Genomic DNA, 18252 nt, shown 5'->3' on the forward strand with positions numbered 1-18252 from the left:
GACTAGAGCCTTAGTGTGCTGGCGTCGCCCCATGCTGAAAATGCTAGTCCGCCGACCGTCCCGGTGGACGATCGTTCATCGGTGCACGCAGACGCGACACCGAGCGCCTGTCGTTCCTCACGGTCGCCTGCACAGCTCGTCGCTGCGTCCCAAACCTCGTGCAGATGACCGTGAACGTTCAGGTCTTCGAGTTCGTCTGCACAACCGACGTGAGCGCGCCGGAATCGTCAGCCGCAGTAGTGATGCTCGAGTACTTCACCCCTCGAAGAAGTAGTGCAGCACTCACCCCGCCGACTACAGCCGCCACGACACCGAGACCGACAGCGATCCCCGCCGTCATCGGATCACCCACGACGGCAGCTACGCCGGCCGCAACAACCCACGGAACGCTCGACCCTACGGCCGGCCCAATAGGGCTGATCAGCGGGGACGACTCGGTGGCTCGTCCCGACCGCAGAGTGATCAGAATCGCCACGAATCCTCCGGCGACGGCAGCCAGGGCACTGACCCCACCGATAATGGCGCCCACCATAATCAAGTAGGCGAAGGCGCCCCACCCGCCCTGTTCGCGGAAGTCGGAGTTACCCGTAAGGACCAATCCCAGACCGAGCAGCGCACCCAGCACCACGCCGACGGGTACAGCACAGAGAGCGGCCCTCCGATGAAGATGGACGATTTGCCGCATGTAGCCACGTTAGCCGGAGAGTCTCCCGGTCAGCGCAATGGCCGTCCCGTAAGAGGATCGTTCACCGATGCGGATCTGACCCGAGTGGTCCAGCGCGCTCCTGCCGTTCACCCGTTGGTCCGATAGTGATGTTGTGCAGACGCTGTCGCTCAAGGCTTCCGCAGCGATCGCGGGCGCAATCACTCTCCTCGCCCTCGTCGCGGGCGTCTTCCTCGACGGATTCTCGTTCGCGTGCAACGAGTCCCTTCCGGCTCAGTGCACGGGGTTTGACGTCGCGTGGCCGGCTCTGTGCTCTGTCGCCCTCGCGACCCTTGTTCTCCTGGTCGTAGCGATGCGCGCCAGCAGGCGCTCTCACGCTCGATGGAGGTGGCTGTTGCTCGCCTTGGGCGTGGTCGGCGCCGTCACCAGCTGGGTTCTCGCTCTGCGTACCGCCATGATCATCGGTTGAGCAGCCCACGGCACGGTCGAACGACCGCTTGTTCCGTATGGAGATCGTTCATCGGGGCGAGGGGGCGGTGGCCTTCGCTTCGACCGTGTGGATCTAGCTCAGGTTCACCTTCGAGTTCTATGTTGAGCCCATGAAGCGACTCGCGACGTCAGGCCAGTTGGTTGGATGGACAATCGCCTTGCTCGGGGCTGCTGGTGCCGCCGCGTTCCTGGTGCACTGGAGCTCGTGCCTCGGTGGCCTGAACGAGGGTTGCTACAGCGCCACACAGTCAGACTTCACGTGGATCGCCACAACGATCGTCTGGGCCGTCGCCTTCCCGCTCGTGATATTCGGCGCCTTCGTACTCTCGCCAGGACGACCCGTCACGCTGATTGGTGTTGGGCTCCTCATGGTCATCAACCCCCTCACCGACCCTGGAGCGTTCTTTCTCCCGTGGGATGTCGCGGACACCTTGCCCTTTACCGGCGTCGCCACGTCGCTAGCTGCTGTGACTGCAGGTGTCCTCCTGGCCGGATCTTCCTACCGAGCCCGTCGGCCCGATCACAGCCGAGTCGGGAAGCCAGCGCCCGCTGACGTCGCCTACTGACCTTCGATCGGACTTGGGTCGTCCCGTTAGGGGATCGTTCACCGGTCGCGTATCCAGCTACGGGCAGCGGTAGGTCTTCGCGAAGTCGGTTGCCGTGAACTGCCTTCCCTCGGTCATAGAGGTCAGTGACGGGCAGATGTCGTTGTTGTGCGCCGCCGCTACGAAGGGGGTCGCTGCTTGTGGGACGCAGCCGTAGTCCTGGTCGGGCTGGTCGAGGATTCGCAGCTGACCTGTCTCCCCGGCGGCGAGGTGAAGATCGGACCAGGAGCAGGACCAGGTGAGTGAGGCTCCGGTGTCGTTGGTGATGCTGACGTAGTGGGAAGGGCCATGCACTCCGAACAGCAGATCACCCACCCACAGAACCGCGGCCGCCACGACGGCTAGAGCTCCCAGCGCGATCGACAGTCTCACCAACCGTCGTTGGCGGGGTGGTGTCTGCCGGTCCGGCGAGAGTCTGCTCGGGTCCCAACTGTCCAGGCGTTCAACCACGGCGTATCCACCCCTCGGCGCGACGTGAAGCGGCCTCGACCGCCGCCGAGCTCGTTACCTTGAGTTCTCCCACGGGAGAAAAGTAGGCGTGACGCGGCTCTCACCACGAGGAGCTACCGACTCGCGACCGAGAGTGTCCTGTAAGGGGATCGATCCGCGGGACGCTTTCAGCGGACTGCTCGGAGGGGCTACTGCTCGTCTTTCCGGGCTGCTCGGCCGACGAAGTGCACGGACCGTCGAGCGTCGACGAGTTCGCGCTTCTCGAAGTGGCGAACGACGAAGGCTCCTGCGACGAACGAGTAGCCGATGCCCTCCGCGATTCGTGTGAGGACCGGGATGGTGCTGATGATCTGTTCGACGGTGGGTGATCCGTTGGCTTGGTAGGGGGCGATCCAGAACGGCACGATCGTGCCGAAGACGATGCCCAGGAGAATCCCGGCGACACCGATCCAGAACATGGAAGTGGACGAAAGTGCTCTGAGCATGGGATCCCCGGAATGTTCGGTGGGCGAGTCGAGAGGCGCCGCTGTCGGACGCGCCGTCCTCGCTCACGGCTGATCGGTCTGGTTACAGGCGCAGGTTGAGCGCGGCGAGGACGGTGACGAGGCCGGCCGCGACGACGACGACCGTCAGTGCAACGCGCCCCGCCGTACGGCGGAGAAGGCCGGTCATCGTGGCGGCGTCCGCCACGCGAGTCGCGATCACGAGGTCAGGAACGCCGGCCGGCGGTTGCGGTGGCGTCGTGGAGTCGTCTTCGCTGGCCGGGACGCTCACGGTCTGCTGAGCCGGCTCGATCCGATCGGGCAGCTTCTTGAAGCGGCCATCATTCGATTCGCCCACAGCGACCTCCCCAGCGGTCGCCGCATCGCGACCCTCCTTCGTGACTGTAGCCGTGCAACTCCATTGCGTCAGCGTGAGCGCGTAGCGGCCTGGAGCTGGAGACTGCTGCGGCGCACGTCTCCTCTCCACTCCTCGAGCGTCCACTGATCGGGTCCCGTAGAGGAACCTGCTGCTTCCCGAGCGCGCTGCTCGCTGCCATAGATTCCAACGACGTCGGTGGCGTCTGCCCAGAGGGCTGTCCTGAGGAGGAGGTAGTGCTCACCGTCACTGCTGTTCTTCACGCCTCGGATCCTCGTCGGTTCCGACGTCGTTCGGTCACCGTGGCGCGAGGTATCACAGTGCTGGCGCGCGTCCCGTATCGGGATCGACCACCGGACGCCCTGCTCCTTCGTCGAGAGACGGAGGATGACCGGTTGATCGTTGACGTTTTGCACCGCGGCTAGTGCGCCACGGCGGTCCAGTTCGTACGCTCAGCACATGACTGTTCCGGGGAACGCGCGGAGTCGACGTCGGCAGCTCCTGATGTGGGTTCTGGCTTCGCTGGTGGTGTTTGCGCTGGTGACTCTTGTTGTCGCCTTCGTGGCAACCCAGCTCAACGCTGCTGCTTTCGCCAGACGCCCGGAGATCGAGAACTGGGCTGACCCGAGCAGGGGAACATACACGCTCGGGCTCGGATGGGGCTTGGTCGCCGCCGCAGTCACCGTCGCGGTCGGCGTCACCGTCGATCGTCTGCGGTTGCGCAACGCAAGGTAGAACGGCGTCCCATATGGGGATCGTCGTCCGGACGGTAAAACTACCCACTGCTATCCAGCGTCCGGTAGGGGGTCGTCAACCGGTCGCACGCGAGTTGCGTGCGCCGCCGCGGCGTGGCGCGGGCGGGGCCGTCTCGTTAGACCTGTCCGGTGGTGATTCCGCTGAGGGGGCGTGAAACGGGGCAGGGAAGGCCGAGCGCCAGGCCGGCTTGTCTATCCCGGGTTGGGTGGTTGCGGGGCTGTGTCGTTGAGGCGGCGATAGTAGGCGACGTCGAGCGCGCTGAGGTGGGTGAGGAGGCGTCCGGCGCGGTCGTGCATGGTCATGGAGCCGTCGTGGAGGCTCGCGATGGCGCCGACGCGGTGCAGCATCAGCACTGTGTCGAGGCGTTCGGCGTAGTGCAGTTCCAGGAAATACACCAGCGGCGGATTGCCGGCCCGGCCTGGGGTGAAAAGGGCGGTGGGCTGGTGTCGGGTGACGCCGGTGTCGCGGTTGAGCTCGCGGAAGATGTACCGCTCGCGCAGCCACGGCCCACCGAGGATCATCGCGACGAGGACGACGACCCCGGTGATGACGAAGGGGTTGAGAAGAACGGCGAGGTCGTTGCCGGTCATCATCCGAGCATGTCCCGGGGGCGGTCGCGGTCCTCGGCTGCTTCGGTGTCCGCGGCCAGCTGCGCGACTCGCGCTTCGATGTAGACGGTGCGCATCGTGGCGTCATGGTCGAGTTGCAGGACTTGCAGGAGGCGGTGCAGTTGTACGGTGCCGGCCGAGGTTTTGCCGGTCAGGATGCGTCGGACGGTGCGCGGTCGGAGCCGTGCGAACACGGCTACCTTCTGTGCGCTCCAGCCCTGCGCCTGCACGGCTGTGGTCAGTACCGTGCCGAGCGCGGTGTCAAAGTGCTGGGGCGCCAACCCGATGAAGTCCACTCAGCCAGGCTAGCCATGCGATTCGTACGCGAACGTGGGTTCAGAGGACGGGTGGTGGCGACCCGTCCGGTGGGGAGCCAGGTGGCGGGGCGTCTAACGAAGCAGTTGGAGCCGCTCGTCAGGTTCGGTCGTTCGTCGTTTCGTCGTCGCCTGTTCGGTCTGGCGAGTTGGGGGTGCGGAGGGGCCAGGCGGGCCACCAGCCGTTGTCGAGTTGGCGCAGGGTCGTGGTGGCGTGTTCGAGGTCGTCGGTGGTGAGGTCTCTGTCGGGGGCGCCACTGCTGCCGGTGTAGCCGCTGCCGTCAACGGCGTGGAGCTGGGTGTGCAGCCACCGGCGACTTCCGAGGGGGTACGTCTCGCGGAAGCCGCCCGCGGCGATGGAAAGGACGGCTTCTTCGAGGCGGTCGGCGGCGGTTTCTGCTGATTCGTCGCAGGCATCGCAGGAGCAGTTCGGCAGGGTGGCGCGGAAGAAGACGCCTGCTTCCACTTGGACTGATTCGTCGGTTGCAGTGACGGTGATCGGGGTTCCGGCGCGAGGCTGCAACCGGATCTGCTGTGTCCCGTCGTGGTCGAGGTGGCGGACGTCGACGGAGTACCAGCGGTGGAGGTAGTCGGCCAGGGCGTCGACGTCATGGCGTAGGGGTGCGAAGCGTTCTGGGTGGGAGACGCGGGAGTACGCGTCGTCAGGTGGGTGGTGGTCGGGCCAGCGCTGCCCGTATTCGATGACGTGGCCGTTGTCGTCGCGGAACTCGATGGGAGGGAAGGCGGCGCGTTGGAACGGAACCGGTGGAACCGTGAACGGCGGTGGAGTGACATCGTGAGCGAGCGCGGTGATTTCGCGGTCGTCGAGGTCTTCTTGATCCCAGGTGGACAGCATCTCGAGGAACGGTTCCCGCTGCTCGGGACGCTGCACCATGGTTCGCACGAGGGCGGCGACCGGAATGGAGCGGACGTTCGTCCCGATTTCCGGCTCGTTGGTGACTCGCCAGGTCGCCGCGGGATGCACCACCGCGATCACGTTCCCGACGAACCGGGCTGCGGCGTCGGCAATCTCTGGCGTCGTCAAGGCGGTCGGATGCTTGGCCAGGAAGAGCCACACTCCCGACACGTCACCAGCAAGGCTCTCTGGGTCCACGCCATGGCGTTGCAGGAACTGAACGAAGAGATCGAAGCCGTCGACAAACCGCACAGGAGTCGGAAGCTCTGTTGCGGGCCGGAACGTCGCAATCGCGGACGAACCCAATTCCGGCATCGACCCGATCTCGCCAGGGAACATCTGTGTTGTCATCAGCTTCCTCCCGCGCCATGAACGACTCCGACAGTGCTCACCATGTCAGCGCCCCGTCACTCTTCAGACGCTTGTAGCGCCGATGTCGAGGCGCGAAGGTAGGCGTACACCGTCTCCCGGCTGATGCCATATTTCTTTGCCAACGTCGTCTTCGGCACGCCGGCACCAGCCCGCTCGCGCAGCTCCGCGACCTGCGCGAGGGTAAGCGAGCGGGCGCGGCCTCGGTAGACGCCGCGCTGCTTGGCCAAAGCGATGCCCTCGCGTTGACGCTCCCGAATGAGTTCGCGTTCGAACTCTGCGAACGCGCCCATCATGTTCAGCAGCAGGTTCGCCATCGCGCTGTCCTCACCAGTGAAGGTGAGCTGTTCCTTGACGAACTCGACCCGGACCTTCTTGTCCGTCAGTCGGCGCACGAGCCGGCGGAGGTCTTCTAGGTTCCTTGCGAGCCGGTCCATCGAGTGCACGAGCACCGTGTCTCCGTCGCGGACGAACCCGATCATCTCTTCGAGCTGCGGACGGTTCACGTCCTTGCCGGAGGCCTTGTCCTCGAACACCCGATCCAGCGTCAGGCCGTCGAGCTGGCGCACCGTGCTCTGATCCAACGTGCTCACCCGCACGTACCCGACCCTCTGACCCGACATGCCGCCTCCGACCCCTACTTGTCCAGTTGAAGTCTAAGAGCCGCAGGGGCAAGTGTCAGACAAGGTCCGACACGGCCCTATTCGGACGCGCTTCGGCCATGGTGCCTGACGTCCGGTTGGGGTGTACCTCAGCTAGACGGAGCCCCCGTCACCCTCCGGTGCGGTCGCTCGCAGTGCGTGGCGGGCGCTGCTTCGCGCCTGGGTGGGAGGTGGGCGCTACGTGGCCGCTTCCTCCATTTCGGTGATGGGAGCCGTATGAGTGGCAGCGTGGAGGGTGTTCAAGGGAAGCAAGAAGAGACGAAGGAGTACATCATGCGCACCAGCACGAGCAACGAATTCGACACCAGCTCGGCCAACCGTCAGAACCACCCGGGACACGGCTTCCGCCGGTCCCGCATCGCTGCGGGCCTGCTCGCAGCATCACTCACCGTCGCAGTCCCGATCGTGGGCGCCGCGCCGGCCTTCGCGGACACCACAACTCAGACAACCACCGCCGTCGCTGACTCCGGCCGCGCCACTGGCGTTACCGAGGGAGCGAACAGCGGCGCTGCCGGTCAGTGCACATGGGGTGCGAAGGAAAAGTTCTTCGAGGCGACCGGGCTGCGTCCCGCCATCTACGGCAACGCCCTCGACTGGGACACCAGCGCCGCCGCGAACGGCTGGACTACCGTCCTGGATGCTCAGGCTCGCAGCATCGTCGTCTTCGAGCCCGGCGTGCAGGGGGCGGACCCCACCTACGGTCACGTCGCCTGGGTCGATTCCGTCGAGCAGCGCGCTGACGGCCTCTACATCAACATCACCGAGATGAACGGTGCCGCCGGACCTGGCGTCTACAACACGCGAACTGTGCAGGACGTCGTGGGCATGTCCTACATCCTGGCTCCGTAGGGTCACCGCAAGAGGCGCTCCGCGTCCGCGAGGGTGAAGGCGGGTGACCCATGGGCCGCCCGCCTTCACCCTGTCCGCGTACCTTCGGCCTCCCGATCGGTAGGCGTCGCTTGCACCGTAGAACGATGCGACGACTCGAACTCGGAGCGGATGGCAGGCGGCCTCAATCACTCACTGACGTCGCGATCGCTGTCCTTCGCGCTCTCCTAGGACGGTTCCTGGACTTTGGGACGGTTGATCGTGTCACCGTTCCACGACAGGTCGGAGTCCTCATCGACGGGGAAGGCCTCGAATCGGCCGTCAGTGAGGATCGCGCTTACGAGCGTGTGCGAGCCGGCGACGATGGTGGAGTCCCAGTCGATCTCGGTGGCGAGCACCCAGGCGTGATCTTCAGGCCAGAGTAGTTGCGGCGCTTCCTCGCCGCGGAGGCCAATCTCGGGACCCCATCCGGGTTCGGCAAGCTCCGCCATGCTCGTGGCGGCCAGTATGTAGTCGTATCGGTCAATGCTGACCGGCCTGCCGAGGAGGTTCTGGCCGGTCCCACCGACCCAGTACGCCGCGAGCGCATCGCCGGGCGTAGTGGTCGCCGAACTGAGGATGGGTGCGAGGGCGGCGAGTACTTGCGGATCGAGTCGTCCGACGTCACTTGTGCCGCCGCGCGGCTCGTCCCTGCCTAGGAGCCGTTCCCACTGGACGAGCGGGTGCATGACCTTGCCGGCAGTAGCAGCAACGTCCGCCCACCGCTGGCGTTCCCAAATGTCATCGCCGTCAGGTCGAGGGTGAAGGACACGGGCGTACGCCTCGAACCCGTATCCGGCGACCGAGCCGACTCGTGCCCAGCTTCGCTCTCGCTGCATGCGCAGCCCAAGCCATTCGGCCCGCTCGACATCATCTGTGATCTCCATGGCCATGACCCTGGCAGGCCGGCACGGCCACGCCAAGACGAGTCGTGGTCGACCTGACGCCGATCGGACGCCACGCCATCGAGCTGATGAACCGAGCTTGGCATCGTGGCGCGGCTGAGGGCGCGCCGTTCGGGTCGGCGCACCCCCGCCGGCGGGCTTGGCGCTCTCGCGTCACAAGCCAAAGATCGGCGGTCCAGGTCCCCGCTCAATCCATGCGGAATCATACACATCGGTTCCTGAGTGATCTGCCGAGCATCAGCCAAACGGGGGAGGGCGATGGGGATAGTGCGTGATGGTTGGTCGTTCAGGTCTGGTATCTCTGGTGAGCCGGGGTCGGGAGGACCTGTCGGCGGAGGGGAAGCGGTGGGGGCGTACGACGAGGCGGAGGATCTTCCTTCACCGCCGCGGCACCATCGTGGCGTCACCGTGGTCCTACTCGTTCTGCTGACGTCGGTGCTGGCCGGCGTCGTCGCTGTCTTCATGTTTGCGGTCGGGTCGCTCGATGACTCGACGTCGGGAGCGGTGCCGCCGTCGGGGAGTGGCCAGGAGCTGGTGTACGAGCTCGTGCCCGTGTTGAACGATGATCCGGCGATCGCGAAGCTTCTTCCCGCGAACACCGAGTCAGACAGTGCAGGCTTGCGCGATGCGTGCGGGGCGCTCGCGGACCGCGATTCGGAGTTCACGATCATCGACGGCGCGACACCTGCCACGTTTCGGGTCGCCCTGGACGCGGCCGCAGACGCGCCGGAGCCGCAGACTTGCTGGATTGGGTTCCGCTGGGTCAAGGACGAAGGCTGGCGCGCTTCCGCGATCCGTCACTGACCACAGCTGAGCGTGGACCACCGTCGGCGTCACGGCTTGTAGGGGGACCAGTCCTGTGAGGGAAGTTCGCGCAGCTCCTCGTTCACCCAGACGCGCCAGCACGTGTCGGTGCGCTCCTGAAAAGCGCCGCTGATGGTCTCGTGCGACCAGCCGTCACGCGATTGGATCCAGCGGACGAGCCAGACCATTTGACCGGCCAACGGCTCAGTGTTGCGCGACATGTGCTCATCATCCTGGACGTCTGCCCGCGCAACGTGTGCTCGTCAGTAGTGGAGCTGTGTGCTCCATCCGTCTCGGCCGCGACCGGTCCACTGGGTGTAGTACAGGCCGCGCTTGTTCAAGAACGGCCCCACGTAATCCAGGCCCGCCGGCCGGTCAGAGCTGGCGCGAACGAAGAAGTTCTCGGGGCCGAAAAGCGGAAGCCCGGTCTCGGCCAACGTGGTGCCGGTCCCGTCGAGAATCGTGAGGCGCCACTGGTCCTCGACGTACTCGACTGTCGCCATCTCGGCGGAGCTGAAGTCGATCATGCGCGGAGCATAACCACCGCACGTTACGCCTGGTGTCGTTTCGCTCGGGTGCGGCTTCTTCCCCTGGGAAGCGGCCCGACCCGGCATCCCCCGACGCGGGGCCGGGCCGCTACTCCCGGCTCAGGGGCCGAGCCGCATCCGAGCCGGGAGCACTGGGGCCGGAGCGAACGGCACTCCGTACATGCCCGACCATAGGTGCCGACTGTGCCCACGGGAGGAGGGTTGACGGCCCTGAGCAGCAGCCGGCGAGTGGTGCTCTCGGCCGCGCTGTGTGACGCGGCCGAGAGCAGAGCGACACCGACGACCCCTCGTCGGTCTGCCGCGCGCGGCGTCGAGGTCCCCACTTCTCAACCGCACCGCCACTTTAGACACGAAGTGCCGAGACGGTGAGCGTGAGCGGAGCGAGTCGAGCAACTCCTGTCAGCGCCGCTCGGCATCCTGACGGCTGGCCGCGCTTCGCTTGCGCAGCTCGCTGACTACCGACTTTGAGGCTGCCAGAAGGGCGCGCTCGTCTTGCGCGTCGGCATCGACTGGGACGACGACGAACGCGCTGTTGGCGTTCACCGTCATCCGTACTTCCATGACCTGCCCATCCACGCGCAGCGCGGGAATAGCGATCGACTCGGAGTGTCCGCCGGCGGCGATCGAACCGACGAAGGCGAGGAGGGCCGTGCACACGTCGTCGGTGGACGTGAACGTCGCGGAAGCTCTCATCCGTCGTCATCACCTACGCGATGTAGCGCTCCGGTGAGCGTCCGGCAGGGGCCGCTGATCGGAACTCTTCCCGAGGGGAGCATTCTCTGAGGCCATCCATCCGATAAGCGGCGCGATGCCGGAGGCGGGTGGCCGTCAGGAGTGCCCCGGAGGGGCATCCCGGAGGGACGCGCAGCGCTCTTGACGGTCGGCCGGCGCAGGCAAGAGTGAAGCGTCGGATGGACGGCCGGACCGCAGCCTGCGCGCACGTCGCGGGAAGGCAGAAGCCCCCGCGAGCGTGACTGCTCGAGCGGGGGCTTGCTACTCGACGAGGGCGGTCGTCGTGCGCGATCGACCTACTCGTTCGGCCACGACGCCAGAGCGTCATGGGGGACGATTGTCGGCACTCCGTCGACGGTCTGGATCGTCGTGCCGGGCTCTCCGAGTCCGGCGGCGTGCGCGATCGCCGCGAGGACCAGTCGCGTGTGTTCGAGGTCGAGCCCGGCGACGTCCTCGCGGAGGTCGACAGGGACACCCTGACCGAGCGACGACGCGATCCGCGCGACGCGCTGTTCGCCTCCGCTGAGCGCTCCGATTTCGTAGCCGAGGCGGTCGAAGTCGATTGCGCTCGTGTGCCAGGCGTTGTCGGTCTTCACCCACGGTGCTCCGGCGTACACGAGGCCCGATCGGATCAGCAGTTCGACGGCGGCCGCGAGCGGGTTGGACCCTTCCGCCCAGGCGCGGACCTGACCGTGGAGCGCGGAGGACTCGTCGTCGGTCATGCAGCGTTCTCGATGGACGCAGAGCTGTCGCTCTCGGTCGAATCGGCGGGAATTCCCTCCGCCGACGTTGTGCGTCGCGCGCGGGTGACGCGAGCGCGAGTCTGCTCGGGTCGCGGCACTCCTGCTGCGCGGAGTTCCTTCTCCGACCATCCGGCGGCGAGGGCGTCCGCCCACGCCTTGCTGTGTCGGTTCTGCGCGTCGCTGAGGGCGGCGCGTGCGGTGTCGGTGTCGTTGGCTGCGGAGACGATCGTGCGGACCGCCTCGACGCGCTTCTCGACGCTCTGTTCGAGCAGTCGGCGGGCGGCGTCGGCGGCGTCGTCAGGGTTCCTCGTGTGGTCGCTCATGCGGAAAGGCTAGCCGCCGCCGCCGTCATGCGGAAGGCGCGGACTCAAGCGTCTCGGGTTCGGCTTCGCCAGCCGAGACGCTCGGGTGTCCTTCGGACCCGAGTTACACCCAAGTCGCGCTCGGTGCGAAGATGGTTTGTGGAGCAAGCTATAGGTTTACCCGTGGTAAACCGCTCGCGCCCCTTCCGCTGCGCGGCCGGGTCGGCGCATACTGGTCGTATGGTCCCCGCCTGGGGGCGGGTTCGCTGCGCTGGGCCGGAAGGACGGTGAGGGTCGTGTCGGAGTCGTCACGAGAGGGTCGGTTGTTCGGCCGGCGCCGCCGCGCGAACGTGCCGGGTGTCGCTGCGCGGTCGAAGCGGTACGAGGTGTCGGTCACGCCCGAGGAGGACGCGCACCTGCGCGCCCGTGCCGAGGTGCTGGAAGTGACGGTGCCGCGGCTGCTGTTCGAGTCCGCGATGAACGCCCAGGTGCGCACGGACACGGAGTGGCGGTTGGTGGTTGCTGAGCTGTTCCGGGCGTCGAAGCTGTTGCAGAAGACGTCGGACAACATGAACCAGCTCGCGCGGTTCGCGAACAGCACGGGCCAGTTCCCGGCCGAGGCTGTTGAGGCTGCGGAGGAGTACCGGCGGGTGCGACGCCTGATCGAGGCGACGGCAGACCGGCTCGGTGGACGGTGAGAACGAACATCACGCGCGGCACGCGCATGCGTGGACTGATGGGCTACCTCGTTGGTCCCGGTAAGACGAACGAGCACGAGGAGCAGCACCTGATCGCGGGGGATTCCGCGATCATGGCTGAGTACGGGCATGAGATTCTGGATGGCGCTGCGGCTGCGGCGATCGCTGCGGATCTGGACCGACCGCGGGAGCTGTTCGGCGTCGAGGTGACGCGCAACAAGGTGCGCACCGACGAGAACGGCGAGGCGGTTCGGGACTCGGCCGGTGCGATCGTGAAGGATCGCGTGGCGGCGGATGTGTGGCATTGCTCGCTGTCGCTGGCGGCGGAGGAGGGCCAGCTCACAGACGAGCAGTGGGGCCGAATCTCGACCGACTTCGTGCAGCGGATGGGCTTCGCTGGCGAGGACATCGGCAAGGCCGATTGCCGGTGGGTCGCGGTGCGTCATGGCCTGTCGAAGCACGGCAACGACCACGTGCACATCGCCGTGTCGCTGGTGCGCGAGGACGGCACGAAAGCGTCGGTGCACAAGGACTACGAGCGGTCGCAGACGATCAGCCGTGAGCTGGAGCGCGAGTACGGGTTGCAGGTCTACCAGGCGCCGGAGCGCGAGTTCCCGGAGCGCGGTGTGCGGCCGGGAGCGCGTGAGTCCGCTGCACGTCGCGGGCACGTCGAGCCGGACATGCAGCGCCTCGAGCGCGCGGTGCGCGCGGCCTCGTCCGCGTCGCAGGATGAGAGCGAGTTCGTTCGCCGTCTGCGTCAGGGCGGGGTGCTGGTGCGGCCTCGTTTCGCGACGGGCCGTGATGATGTGATCGCCGGCTATTCGGTCGCGCTGCGGCCGACGAACGGTGAGAAGGCGATCTGGCACGGCGGCGGCCGGCTCGCGCGCGACCTGACGTTGCCGGAGCTACGGAAGGGCTGGCCGGACCAGCCGGAGTCGGCGTCGGATGCGGCGTCCGAATGGCGCGCGACAGCAAAGAATCCCTGGAAGTACACGCCGGTCAACCCTGGCCGGGAGACGGCAGAGCCGGCCCCCGAGCTGTTCGAGGCGTACGCCGCGGACATGGACCGTCTGCACGACTACATCAGGTCCGTGGACCCCTCCGACAAGGCCACGTGGGCGCACGTCGCTCGCGAGACGGCCGGCGCCTACGCGGCGTGGTCCCGTCGAATGGAGCCCACCCCGGGACCGCTCGCTGACGCTGCGCGATCGCTCGCCCGCTCGGCGCACCTTCGGGCGCACGAGACGCGCCCGCGGCCCGCGATGATGCCCTCGACGGCGGCGTACTCCGCACTGATCATGGCCGCGGCGGGGAACAAGAAGAATGCAGCCGCGGAGCTGCTGCTGCTGAACCAGTTCGCGCGCTTGACGCACGCGGTCGCGTCGGCTCACAAGGCAGCCGGTGATGCGCGACGGATGCGCGAGCTGTCACAGACGTTGCGGGGTCAGTTGTCCGCTGTTCGCGATGGCTACCAGGGCGTCGTGAAGGCCGAGAAGGTCGCGGAGAACGAGCGGGCCTGGCAGGCGCTCCCGGAGGAGCTCAAAGACGTTCGCCGGCTGTCCCAGACCAACTTCGGGTCGGGCAGTCCCGTGCCCACGAAGCTCACCAAGGCTGACCGGGAGCGCGAGGAAGCGATGCTCGCGGACCGCGCCCGACAGTCTCGGCAGGGACCTGACCAGGACCGCGGCGACCGTGGCCGATAGACGATTCACCAAGGCAAGGGGAGGAAGTCATGAGTGACGACGACGAGGTAGGCCAGGAGGTCGGTCAGAACGTCCGGATCGCGTTGACGATCGCGATGCAGATGGGCGAGAAGTTCGCCCGGCTGCGCGAGGAGCTGGCCCGCGACGCGCAGGCACGCTCCGCCGCGCAGGCGCGCGAGCTGTCGGCCCGTTTCGACGCCGAGCGCGGCGCTGCACGCGCAACGTTGCAGGTCGTGGACCGGCCCGACTGGTGGGAGAAGGCGAGCATCCAAGACATCTCGAAGGTCGCGGAGACGGCGCAGGCGTGGAAGAACCACGACCCGATCGCGGAGCGCGCGTCGGCCGTCGTTCAGCGCGAAGTGTTCGAGCGCTACGGCGTCGACACCGCCGTGCTGCGCGACGCCGCCGGTCAGGCGAAGTCGGAGCTGGACCGGGCGAGGGAATGGGCCACCAACTCCGCGCCGGAGCACTACCACCGCCACGACGACGACCGTCTCACCATGGACATACGCGGCCGCGCAGAGCCGGACGTGAACGCGGAGCGCGCTCTGATCACCGACTACCGCGCGGCGCTCGCGGGCGACGCCGGCACCCTCGAACTCTCCGCGGCCGAGGAGTGGAAGCGCGACACCGACCCGGCCGGGTTCCAGGACTACCGCGTGCAGACGTCGATCGACTGGAACGACGGAGAGTTCCGCACTGCGGACCCCGCGGCCGTCGCTGCTGCACGAGCCGCGCTGGTCGAGGAGTGGAAGGACACGGTAGCTCCCGAGCGTGCTCGAGCGGGAGCGGAGGTTACGGAGGCACAACTACTGATCGCGGAAGCCGACCGCCTCGACCGCGCGAACGACGCCCGCAACCAGGAGGCCGCTCGAGAAACCCCCGGTGCGTCCGACGTCGACAACGGGCGCGCGGAGATGGCTGCGCAGCTCGAAGCGCGCGCGAGCGACTACGACCGCGACGCGGCCGCCGGTGGCACCGCCAACGCGACTCCTGACGAGCTGCGCGAGCTGGCCTCCGACGCGCGCGCTCAGGCACAGCTCTTCCGCGACGACGCCCCCGCAGAGCGCCAGGAGGCCGCACAGGGCACCGGAGGCCCGTCCACGGAGTCGGCGCCGCCCGCGACGGATCCGCGCGCGTCAGCGTCGCGTGAGGCCGGAGAGATCGCTTACGACAGTGCCGAGCGTCGACAGTCGACCATTCAGGCGATGGAAGCCAAGGGAGTCCCCCCGCACGTCATCGAGGCGCGGATGAGCGCCGACAGCGCGCACGCCACCCCGCCCAGCGCCGCGGTGACGTCGAAGGCTCCGATGAGCACCGTCCCTCAGACGCGGCGCGGTCGTGGCCAGGGGCAGGGCGCCGATCGCGCGGACCTGAGCCGCTAGCCGGAGCGTCGAGAACGAAGAAGGGGAGCACCGGACGGTGCTCCCCTTCTTACGTCCTCAGAGCGCCTCTCAGGCGTTTTCTCTGGATGGGCGCTGCGTGTACAGCGGCGGTTGTAGATCGGACGGGAAAGTGCCTTCTACCGGTGCCGTGTAAGGCAGCGGTTCACCGAGCCGGTTCTCGTCCGTCGAGTCAGCGAACGGCCCGTCCGCAGAGAGTAGGACGCTCATGTGCGGATCGCAGTGGTTGATCCACCACGCACTCATCCCGGCTTTCGGGTCGGCGCGTGCGGCCTCCCAGGCCCGCCACAGCGCCTCGATGCGCTGTTGTGCTTCCTTGGACTCCCACCAGGCTGCTTTCCACCGCAGACCTGCACCGGAGCCCTGCGCCATCACTCGGCGCCGGTAGGTGCCGATGAGCTGCTTGCGCACGAACTCATCCGCCGACCCGAAATGCGTCGTGGGCTCTTCGCTCTCCGGGGCACTCGTCGCCTCGTCGGCCGCTGACGCAGGCGCGGCCTCGTCGTCCACGCCCCCGTAGAAGTCATCGCTCATGAGTCCGTCACCGGCGTGAAGCCGTGTCCCTGCTCCGGGGCCGGCGGCGGCGTCGGTGTCGGCGCTGCGCCAGGTCGGTGGTTCGCGATGGAGGCGTTGATCGCGGCCACGAGCGGCTTGGGGCCGTCGAACCACGGCACCGTGCGCAGGATCGCGGCACGCGAGCCCGAGGACATCAGGATCGCCCGCCCGATCTTGCGCCCCTTCTTGGGCGTGGGGAGGTTCGCGAGCTCCGCGACGTCGAGGATCAGTTCGCGCTTCAACGCGCTGGTGGTCGAGCGCACGCCCTTGTTCATGCTCGCGGAGGTCGTCTCGCGGTCGTAGGTGCCGATCAGCTCCGACACCATCCGCAGGAACCCCGTCTCCGAGATTCCGCCGGCGTAGATCTTCGCGTTCGCGGCCGACCACAGCTTGTCCATGCCCTCCTTCCCGAACACGCTTACGCCCTGTGACCAGGACTGGAACACCGACATGATCGGGATCCCCCGCGAGCCGTAGTGGCTGTAGAGGTCGGGGAGGTCGCGCCAGCGGCAGACGTTCGCCGCCTCGTCGAGGACGCCGAGCATCGGGGTCTGCATCCGGCCGCCGGGCGACACCGCGGCCAGCTCCTCCGCGGCCTCGACCGTTGCGGCGGTGAGGGCGAGGACGAGGGGGCCTGCGCTGCCGGCGCCCTCCTTGGACAGGCTGTAGAGCGTCCCGGTGGAGCGGACGAAGGCGGCCGGATCGAATTCCGGCCGGGTGTCGTTCTCGCTGGTGCGGTTCACCCACTGGCGGGTGCCGGAGTCCTTCAAGCAGGACGCCATGCGCCGGGCAGTGGAGTACACCGATCCGCGCTCCCGGTGCTCCAACCGCGTCGCGCCCTGCAAGCTCTTGGCCATCAGCGGGAAATCGCTCGAGGCCAGGATGTCTCCGGCCGTCTCGTCGCCGGGTTTCGTCGTCCACTCGTAGACGTCCGTGATCGGTCGGCCATCGAGGGCCGCGGCGAGCAAGAAGCCTGCCAGCAGCTCGCGACCGGACGGCTCGAAGTGCGCATCCGAGCGGGCGCCGACCTCGCTGGATCCGGACGCGAAGTGCTGCGCGAGCTTCGCGGCCTTGGTGTCGTCGGTGACGTAGGAGAGCGGGTTCCACCACCACGACGGCGGCTCAACCGCGACGCGCTGCGGGTCGAACACCCACACCTGCCCCCGTGCTGCGCGGAGGTCGCGGGTCGCGTCGAGCACGTCGCGCTTGTTCGAGGTCGTGACCACGGACCCGGGAGCGCCCGTGATCGCGGGGATGACGAACGAGGTCGACTTGCCCACGCGGGGGCCGGCGAGCAGCAGCACCATGTCCTCGAACGAGGCGTAGAGAGGTCGACCGTCGCTGAGCAGGTCACCCAGAGGGACACCGAACGAGTCGGTCACGCCCAGTCGGGCCGACTTCTCCTTCGCCTCCTTCCCGCGCATGTGGCTCATCTCCGCGGAGGTCGCGGTGTGGCGGGCGGTCCAGTCGATCGGGGTCCGGTTCTTCTTCCCGCCGTTCTTCGCGATCAGGAACAGGGTGCCGAAGAACACGACCACGGCGCCGATCCCGGCGACGATGAGCGTCGCGGTGCCTGGCCAGACGAGTCGGCCGCAGAACACGTCGACCACGACGGAGAAAAAGTTCGACGGGTCGGTGTCCATGTCGGGATTCACGCCGTCGACCTGGGACCCGACGCGGACCGCGATGTAGATGGTCAGAGCGATGATCAGGACACCGCCGGCCGCGAACGCGACTCCGAAGCCGTTACTGGCCTTCCCGGGCTCTTTCCGGCGGTTGTTCGTGAGGCTCATGGTGCGGCTCCTTCGGTCGGTGCGGGGCTGGTGAGAGTGGTCTGAGCGGGGATCGCGTGCTGCACCTGTGCGGTGAACGCGAGGGTGGCGGCCGTGGCCACGAGGACCGCGACCGCCAGCAGCCCGGCGACCGCGCCGATCTGGCCGAGCGGACCCCGCAGCAGCGCGCCCCCGGTGCGGGCGGCGATCACGACGTCGCCCGCTCGAGCAGCGGAACGGATACCGGCAGGAACCGGCGCGGCTCGCACCGCTCGTAGATCGGCCCGTCGTAGGGGGCCGTCGTGTCGTCGCTGGTCGCCTGCCGGCTGGTGCCCCAGGTGAGGAGGGCCTGGCCGTTGTCGGCGTACTCGACCGGCAGGTCCGTCATGTGGTCGGTGTGCGGGAGCGTCGTCGTCATCGAGCAGCCCCAGAGGTAGCCGTCGTAGACGACCGTCGACGCGCAGCTCATGCGATCACCCGGTCCCACTGTCCCAGGCGACGAAGCCCGCCATGAGGGCGACCCCGGTCC

At 67.5% G+C, this 18252-nt stretch carries 25 protein-coding genes; 7 read left to right on the plus strand and 18 right to left on the minus strand.

Annotated elements, in window-relative coordinates:
- Window positions 1-178: 178 nt before the first annotated feature.
- Entirely contained in the window at window positions 179-685 is a 507-nt protein-coding gene (locus C5C46_RS13645; RefSeq protein WP_146076974.1) for a hypothetical protein, read from the minus strand.
- Between the two features lie 578 nt (window positions 686-1263).
- Between C5C46_RS13645 and C5C46_RS13655 the strand changes: the two genes are divergently transcribed.
- Window positions 1264-1719, plus strand: a complete 456-nt coding sequence (locus C5C46_RS13655; RefSeq protein WP_104224249.1) for a hypothetical protein — start codon at window positions 1264-1266, stop codon at window positions 1717-1719.
- A gap of 57 nt (window positions 1720-1776) precedes the next feature.
- On the opposite strand, the gene C5C46_RS13660 is transcribed toward C5C46_RS13655, so the two are convergent.
- The 3 genes from C5C46_RS13660 to C5C46_RS13670 form a co-directional block, all read right to left on the minus strand.
- A complete protein-coding gene (locus C5C46_RS13660) occupies window positions 1777-2052 on the minus strand; it encodes a hypothetical protein (protein ID WP_146078503.1) in 276 nt (91 codons plus the stop codon).
- 344 nt (window positions 2053-2396) lie between these two features.
- Window positions 2397-2666 carry a hypothetical protein gene (locus C5C46_RS13665; protein WP_104224259.1) on the minus strand — a complete coding sequence of 90 codons (270 nt, stop codon included), beginning with the start codon at window positions 2664-2666 and terminating at the stop codon, window positions 2397-2399.
- Window positions 2667-2775: 109 nt separating this feature from the next.
- Window positions 2776-3048: a hypothetical protein gene (locus tag C5C46_RS13670; protein WP_104227086.1), complete on the minus strand. Its 273-nt coding sequence runs from the start codon at window positions 3046-3048 to the stop codon at window positions 2776-2778.
- Between the two features lie 477 nt (window positions 3049-3525).
- Between C5C46_RS13670 and C5C46_RS13675 the strand changes: the two genes are divergently transcribed.
- Window positions 3526-3801, plus strand: coding sequence for a hypothetical protein (locus C5C46_RS13675; protein ID WP_146078850.1), 276 nt, complete (start codon window positions 3526-3528; stop codon window positions 3799-3801).
- A gap of 212 nt (window positions 3802-4013) precedes the next feature.
- Here C5C46_RS13675 and C5C46_RS13680 read toward each other — a convergent pair whose 3' ends face one another.
- The 4 genes from C5C46_RS13680 to C5C46_RS13695 form a co-directional block, all read right to left on the minus strand.
- On the minus strand, window positions 4014-4412 hold the full coding sequence (locus tag C5C46_RS13680) for a hypothetical protein (RefSeq protein ID WP_104227088.1): 399 nt from the start codon (window positions 4410-4412) through the stop codon (window positions 4014-4016).
- The gene (locus tag C5C46_RS13685) at window positions 4412-4726 is read right to left on the minus strand and encodes a helix-turn-helix domain-containing protein (protein WP_104227089.1); all 315 of its coding nucleotides are present in this window, start codon (window positions 4724-4726) and stop codon (window positions 4412-4414) included. Before C5C46_RS13685 ends, C5C46_RS13680 begins: the two co-directional genes overlap by 1 nt.
- Before the next feature lie 118 nt (window positions 4727-4844).
- Window positions 4845-6011, minus strand: a complete 1167-nt coding sequence (locus C5C46_RS13690; protein ID WP_104227090.1) for a DUF6226 family protein — start codon at window positions 6009-6011, stop codon at window positions 4845-4847.
- A 56-nt stretch (window positions 6012-6067) separates the two neighbouring features.
- Window positions 6068-6652, minus strand: a complete 585-nt coding sequence (locus tag C5C46_RS13695; protein WP_104227091.1) for a recombinase family protein — start codon at window positions 6650-6652, stop codon at window positions 6068-6070.
- A gap of 312 nt (window positions 6653-6964) precedes the next feature.
- On the opposite strand from C5C46_RS13695, the gene C5C46_RS13700 reads away from it, so the two are divergent.
- The gene (locus tag C5C46_RS13700) at window positions 6965-7540 is read left to right on the plus strand and encodes a CHAP domain-containing protein (RefSeq protein ID WP_219812207.1); all 576 of its coding nucleotides are present in this window, start codon (window positions 6965-6967) and stop codon (window positions 7538-7540) included.
- 206 nt (window positions 7541-7746) lie between these two features.
- Here the strand turns inward: C5C46_RS13700 and C5C46_RS13705 are convergent, their stop codons facing one another.
- Entirely contained in the window at window positions 7747-8445 is a 699-nt protein-coding gene (locus C5C46_RS13705; RefSeq protein ID WP_146078502.1) for a hypothetical protein, read from the minus strand.
- A gap of 363 nt (window positions 8446-8808) precedes the next feature.
- On the opposite strand from C5C46_RS13705, the gene C5C46_RS13710 reads away from it, so the two are divergent.
- The gene (locus C5C46_RS13710; protein ID WP_104227094.1) at window positions 8809-9267 is read left to right on the plus strand and encodes a hypothetical protein; all 459 of its coding nucleotides are present in this window, start codon (window positions 8809-8811) and stop codon (window positions 9265-9267) included.
- Between the two features lie 29 nt (window positions 9268-9296).
- Here the strand turns inward: C5C46_RS13710 and C5C46_RS13715 are convergent, their stop codons facing one another.
- The 5 genes from C5C46_RS13715 to C5C46_RS13735 form a co-directional block, all read right to left on the minus strand.
- Window positions 9297-9488 (minus strand): hypothetical protein, encoded by a 192-nt coding sequence (locus C5C46_RS13715; RefSeq protein WP_104227095.1) that lies wholly within the window; start codon window positions 9486-9488, stop codon window positions 9297-9299.
- 42 nt (window positions 9489-9530) lie between these two features.
- Window positions 9531-9794 carry a hypothetical protein gene (locus C5C46_RS13720; protein ID WP_104227096.1) on the minus strand — a complete coding sequence of 88 codons (264 nt, stop codon included), beginning with the start codon at window positions 9792-9794 and terminating at the stop codon, window positions 9531-9533.
- A gap of 420 nt (window positions 9795-10214) precedes the next feature.
- The gene (locus C5C46_RS13725) at window positions 10215-10508 is read right to left on the minus strand and encodes a hypothetical protein (protein WP_104227097.1); all 294 of its coding nucleotides are present in this window, start codon (window positions 10506-10508) and stop codon (window positions 10215-10217) included.
- A gap of 335 nt (window positions 10509-10843) precedes the next feature.
- Complete coding sequence (locus C5C46_RS13730; RefSeq protein WP_104227098.1) at window positions 10844-11269, minus strand: hypothetical protein; 426 nt, start codon at window positions 11267-11269, stop codon at window positions 10844-10846.
- Window positions 11266-11613: a hypothetical protein gene (locus C5C46_RS13735; protein WP_104227099.1), complete on the minus strand. Its 348-nt coding sequence runs from the start codon at window positions 11611-11613 to the stop codon at window positions 11266-11268. Before C5C46_RS13735 ends, C5C46_RS13730 begins: the two co-directional genes overlap by 4 nt.
- Window positions 11614-11978: 365 nt before the next feature.
- On the opposite strand from C5C46_RS13735, the gene C5C46_RS13740 reads away from it, so the two are divergent.
- Genes C5C46_RS13740 through C5C46_RS13750 form a run of 3 tightly spaced genes read left to right on the plus strand, consistent with a single transcriptional unit; the run spans window position 11979 to window position 15378 of the window.
- Entirely contained in the window at window positions 11979-12290 is a 312-nt protein-coding gene (locus C5C46_RS13740) for a plasmid mobilization relaxosome protein MobC (protein ID WP_236553717.1), read from the plus strand.
- Window positions 12287-13993, plus strand: a complete 1707-nt coding sequence (locus C5C46_RS13745) for a relaxase/mobilization nuclease domain-containing protein (protein WP_146079000.1) — start codon at window positions 12287-12289, stop codon at window positions 13991-13993. The genes C5C46_RS13740 and C5C46_RS13745 overlap by 4 nt, the downstream gene beginning before the upstream one ends.
- 29 nt (window positions 13994-14022) lie before the next feature.
- A complete protein-coding gene (locus C5C46_RS13750) occupies window positions 14023-15378 on the plus strand; it encodes a hypothetical protein (protein ID WP_104227101.1) in 1356 nt (451 codons plus the stop codon).
- 69 nt (window positions 15379-15447) lie between these two features.
- On the opposite strand, the gene C5C46_RS13755 is transcribed toward C5C46_RS13750, so the two are convergent.
- From C5C46_RS13755 to C5C46_RS13770, 4 genes are read right to left on the minus strand one after another with little or no spacing between them, the layout of a single operon-like run.
- A complete protein-coding gene (locus C5C46_RS13755) occupies window positions 15448-15930 on the minus strand; it encodes a DUF4913 domain-containing protein (protein ID WP_104227102.1) in 483 nt (160 codons plus the stop codon).
- Window positions 15927-17744 (minus strand): type IV secretory system conjugative DNA transfer family protein, encoded by a 1818-nt coding sequence (locus C5C46_RS13760; protein ID WP_104227103.1) that lies wholly within the window; start codon window positions 17742-17744, stop codon window positions 15927-15929. The genes C5C46_RS13755 and C5C46_RS13760 overlap by 4 nt, the downstream gene beginning before the upstream one ends.
- Window positions 17741-17935 carry a hypothetical protein gene (locus C5C46_RS13765; RefSeq protein ID WP_104227104.1) on the minus strand — a complete coding sequence of 65 codons (195 nt, stop codon included), beginning with the start codon at window positions 17933-17935 and terminating at the stop codon, window positions 17741-17743. The genes C5C46_RS13760 and C5C46_RS13765 overlap by 4 nt, the downstream gene beginning before the upstream one ends.
- On the minus strand, window positions 17932-18192 hold the full coding sequence (locus C5C46_RS13770) for a hypothetical protein (RefSeq protein ID WP_104227105.1): 261 nt from the start codon (window positions 18190-18192) through the stop codon (window positions 17932-17934). The genes C5C46_RS13765 and C5C46_RS13770 overlap by 4 nt, the downstream gene beginning before the upstream one ends.
- Window positions 18193-18252 lie beyond the last annotated feature (60 nt).

The organism is Rathayibacter sp. AY1E6, from assembly GCF_002931115.1.
Lineage (GTDB): Bacteria > Actinomycetota > Actinomycetes > Actinomycetales > Microbacteriaceae > Rathayibacter.

Excerpts from the sequence above, each read along its gene's own strand:
- C5C46_RS13720 (WP_104227096.1), bottom strand. The coding sequence starts at position 9,794 with ATGATCGACTTCAGCTCCGCCGAGATGGCGACAGTCGAGTACGTCGAG.
- C5C46_RS13700 (WP_219812207.1), top strand. The coding sequence starts at position 6,965 with ATGCGCACCAGCACGAGCAACGAATTCGACACCAGCTCGGCCAACCGT.
- C5C46_RS13645 (WP_146076974.1), bottom strand. The coding sequence starts at position 685 with ATGCGGCAAATCGTCCATCTTCATCGGAGGGCCGCTCTCTGTGCTGTA.
- C5C46_RS13770 (WP_104227105.1), bottom strand. The coding sequence starts at position 18,192 with ATGAGCTGCGCGTCGACGGTCGTCTACGACGGCTACCTCTGGGGCTGC.
- C5C46_RS13750 (WP_104227101.1), top strand. The coding sequence starts at position 14,023 with ATGAGTGACGACGACGAGGTAGGCCAGGAGGTCGGTCAGAACGTCCGG.
- C5C46_RS13735 (WP_104227099.1), bottom strand. The coding sequence starts at position 11,613 with ATGAGCGACCACACGAGGAACCCTGACGACGCCGCCGACGCCGCCCGC.
- C5C46_RS13665 (WP_104224259.1), bottom strand. The coding sequence starts at position 2,666 with ATGTTCTGGATCGGTGTCGCCGGGATTCTCCTGGGCATCGTCTTCGGC.
- C5C46_RS13690 (WP_104227090.1), bottom strand. The coding sequence starts at position 6,011 with ATGACAACACAGATGTTCCCTGGCGAGATCGGGTCGATGCCGGAATTG.
- C5C46_RS13695 (WP_104227091.1), bottom strand. The coding sequence starts at position 6,652 with ATGTCGGGTCAGAGGGTCGGGTACGTGCGGGTGAGCACGTTGGATCAG.
- C5C46_RS13725 (WP_104227097.1), bottom strand. The coding sequence starts at position 10,508 with ATGAGAGCTTCCGCGACGTTCACGTCCACCGACGACGTGTGCACGGCC.
- C5C46_RS13715 (WP_104227095.1), bottom strand. The coding sequence starts at position 9,488 with ATGTCGCGCAACACTGAGCCGTTGGCCGGTCAAATGGTCTGGCTCGTC.
- C5C46_RS13755 (WP_104227102.1), bottom strand. The coding sequence starts at position 15,930 with ATGAGCGATGACTTCTACGGGGGCGTGGACGACGAGGCCGCGCCTGCG.
- C5C46_RS13680 (WP_104227088.1), bottom strand. The coding sequence starts at position 4,412 with ATGACCGGCAACGACCTCGCCGTTCTTCTCAACCCCTTCGTCATCACC.
- C5C46_RS13705 (WP_146078502.1), bottom strand. The coding sequence starts at position 8,445 with ATGGAGATCACAGATGATGTCGAGCGGGCCGAATGGCTTGGGCTGCGC.
- C5C46_RS13760 (WP_104227103.1), bottom strand. The coding sequence starts at position 17,744 with ATGAGCCTCACGAACAACCGCCGGAAAGAGCCCGGGAAGGCCAGTAAC.
- C5C46_RS13655 (WP_104224249.1), top strand. The coding sequence starts at position 1,264 with ATGAAGCGACTCGCGACGTCAGGCCAGTTGGTTGGATGGACAATCGCC.
- C5C46_RS13730 (WP_104227098.1), bottom strand. The coding sequence starts at position 11,269 with ATGACCGACGACGAGTCCTCCGCGCTCCACGGTCAGGTCCGCGCCTGG.
- C5C46_RS13675 (WP_146078850.1), top strand. The coding sequence starts at position 3,526 with ATGACTGTTCCGGGGAACGCGCGGAGTCGACGTCGGCAGCTCCTGATG.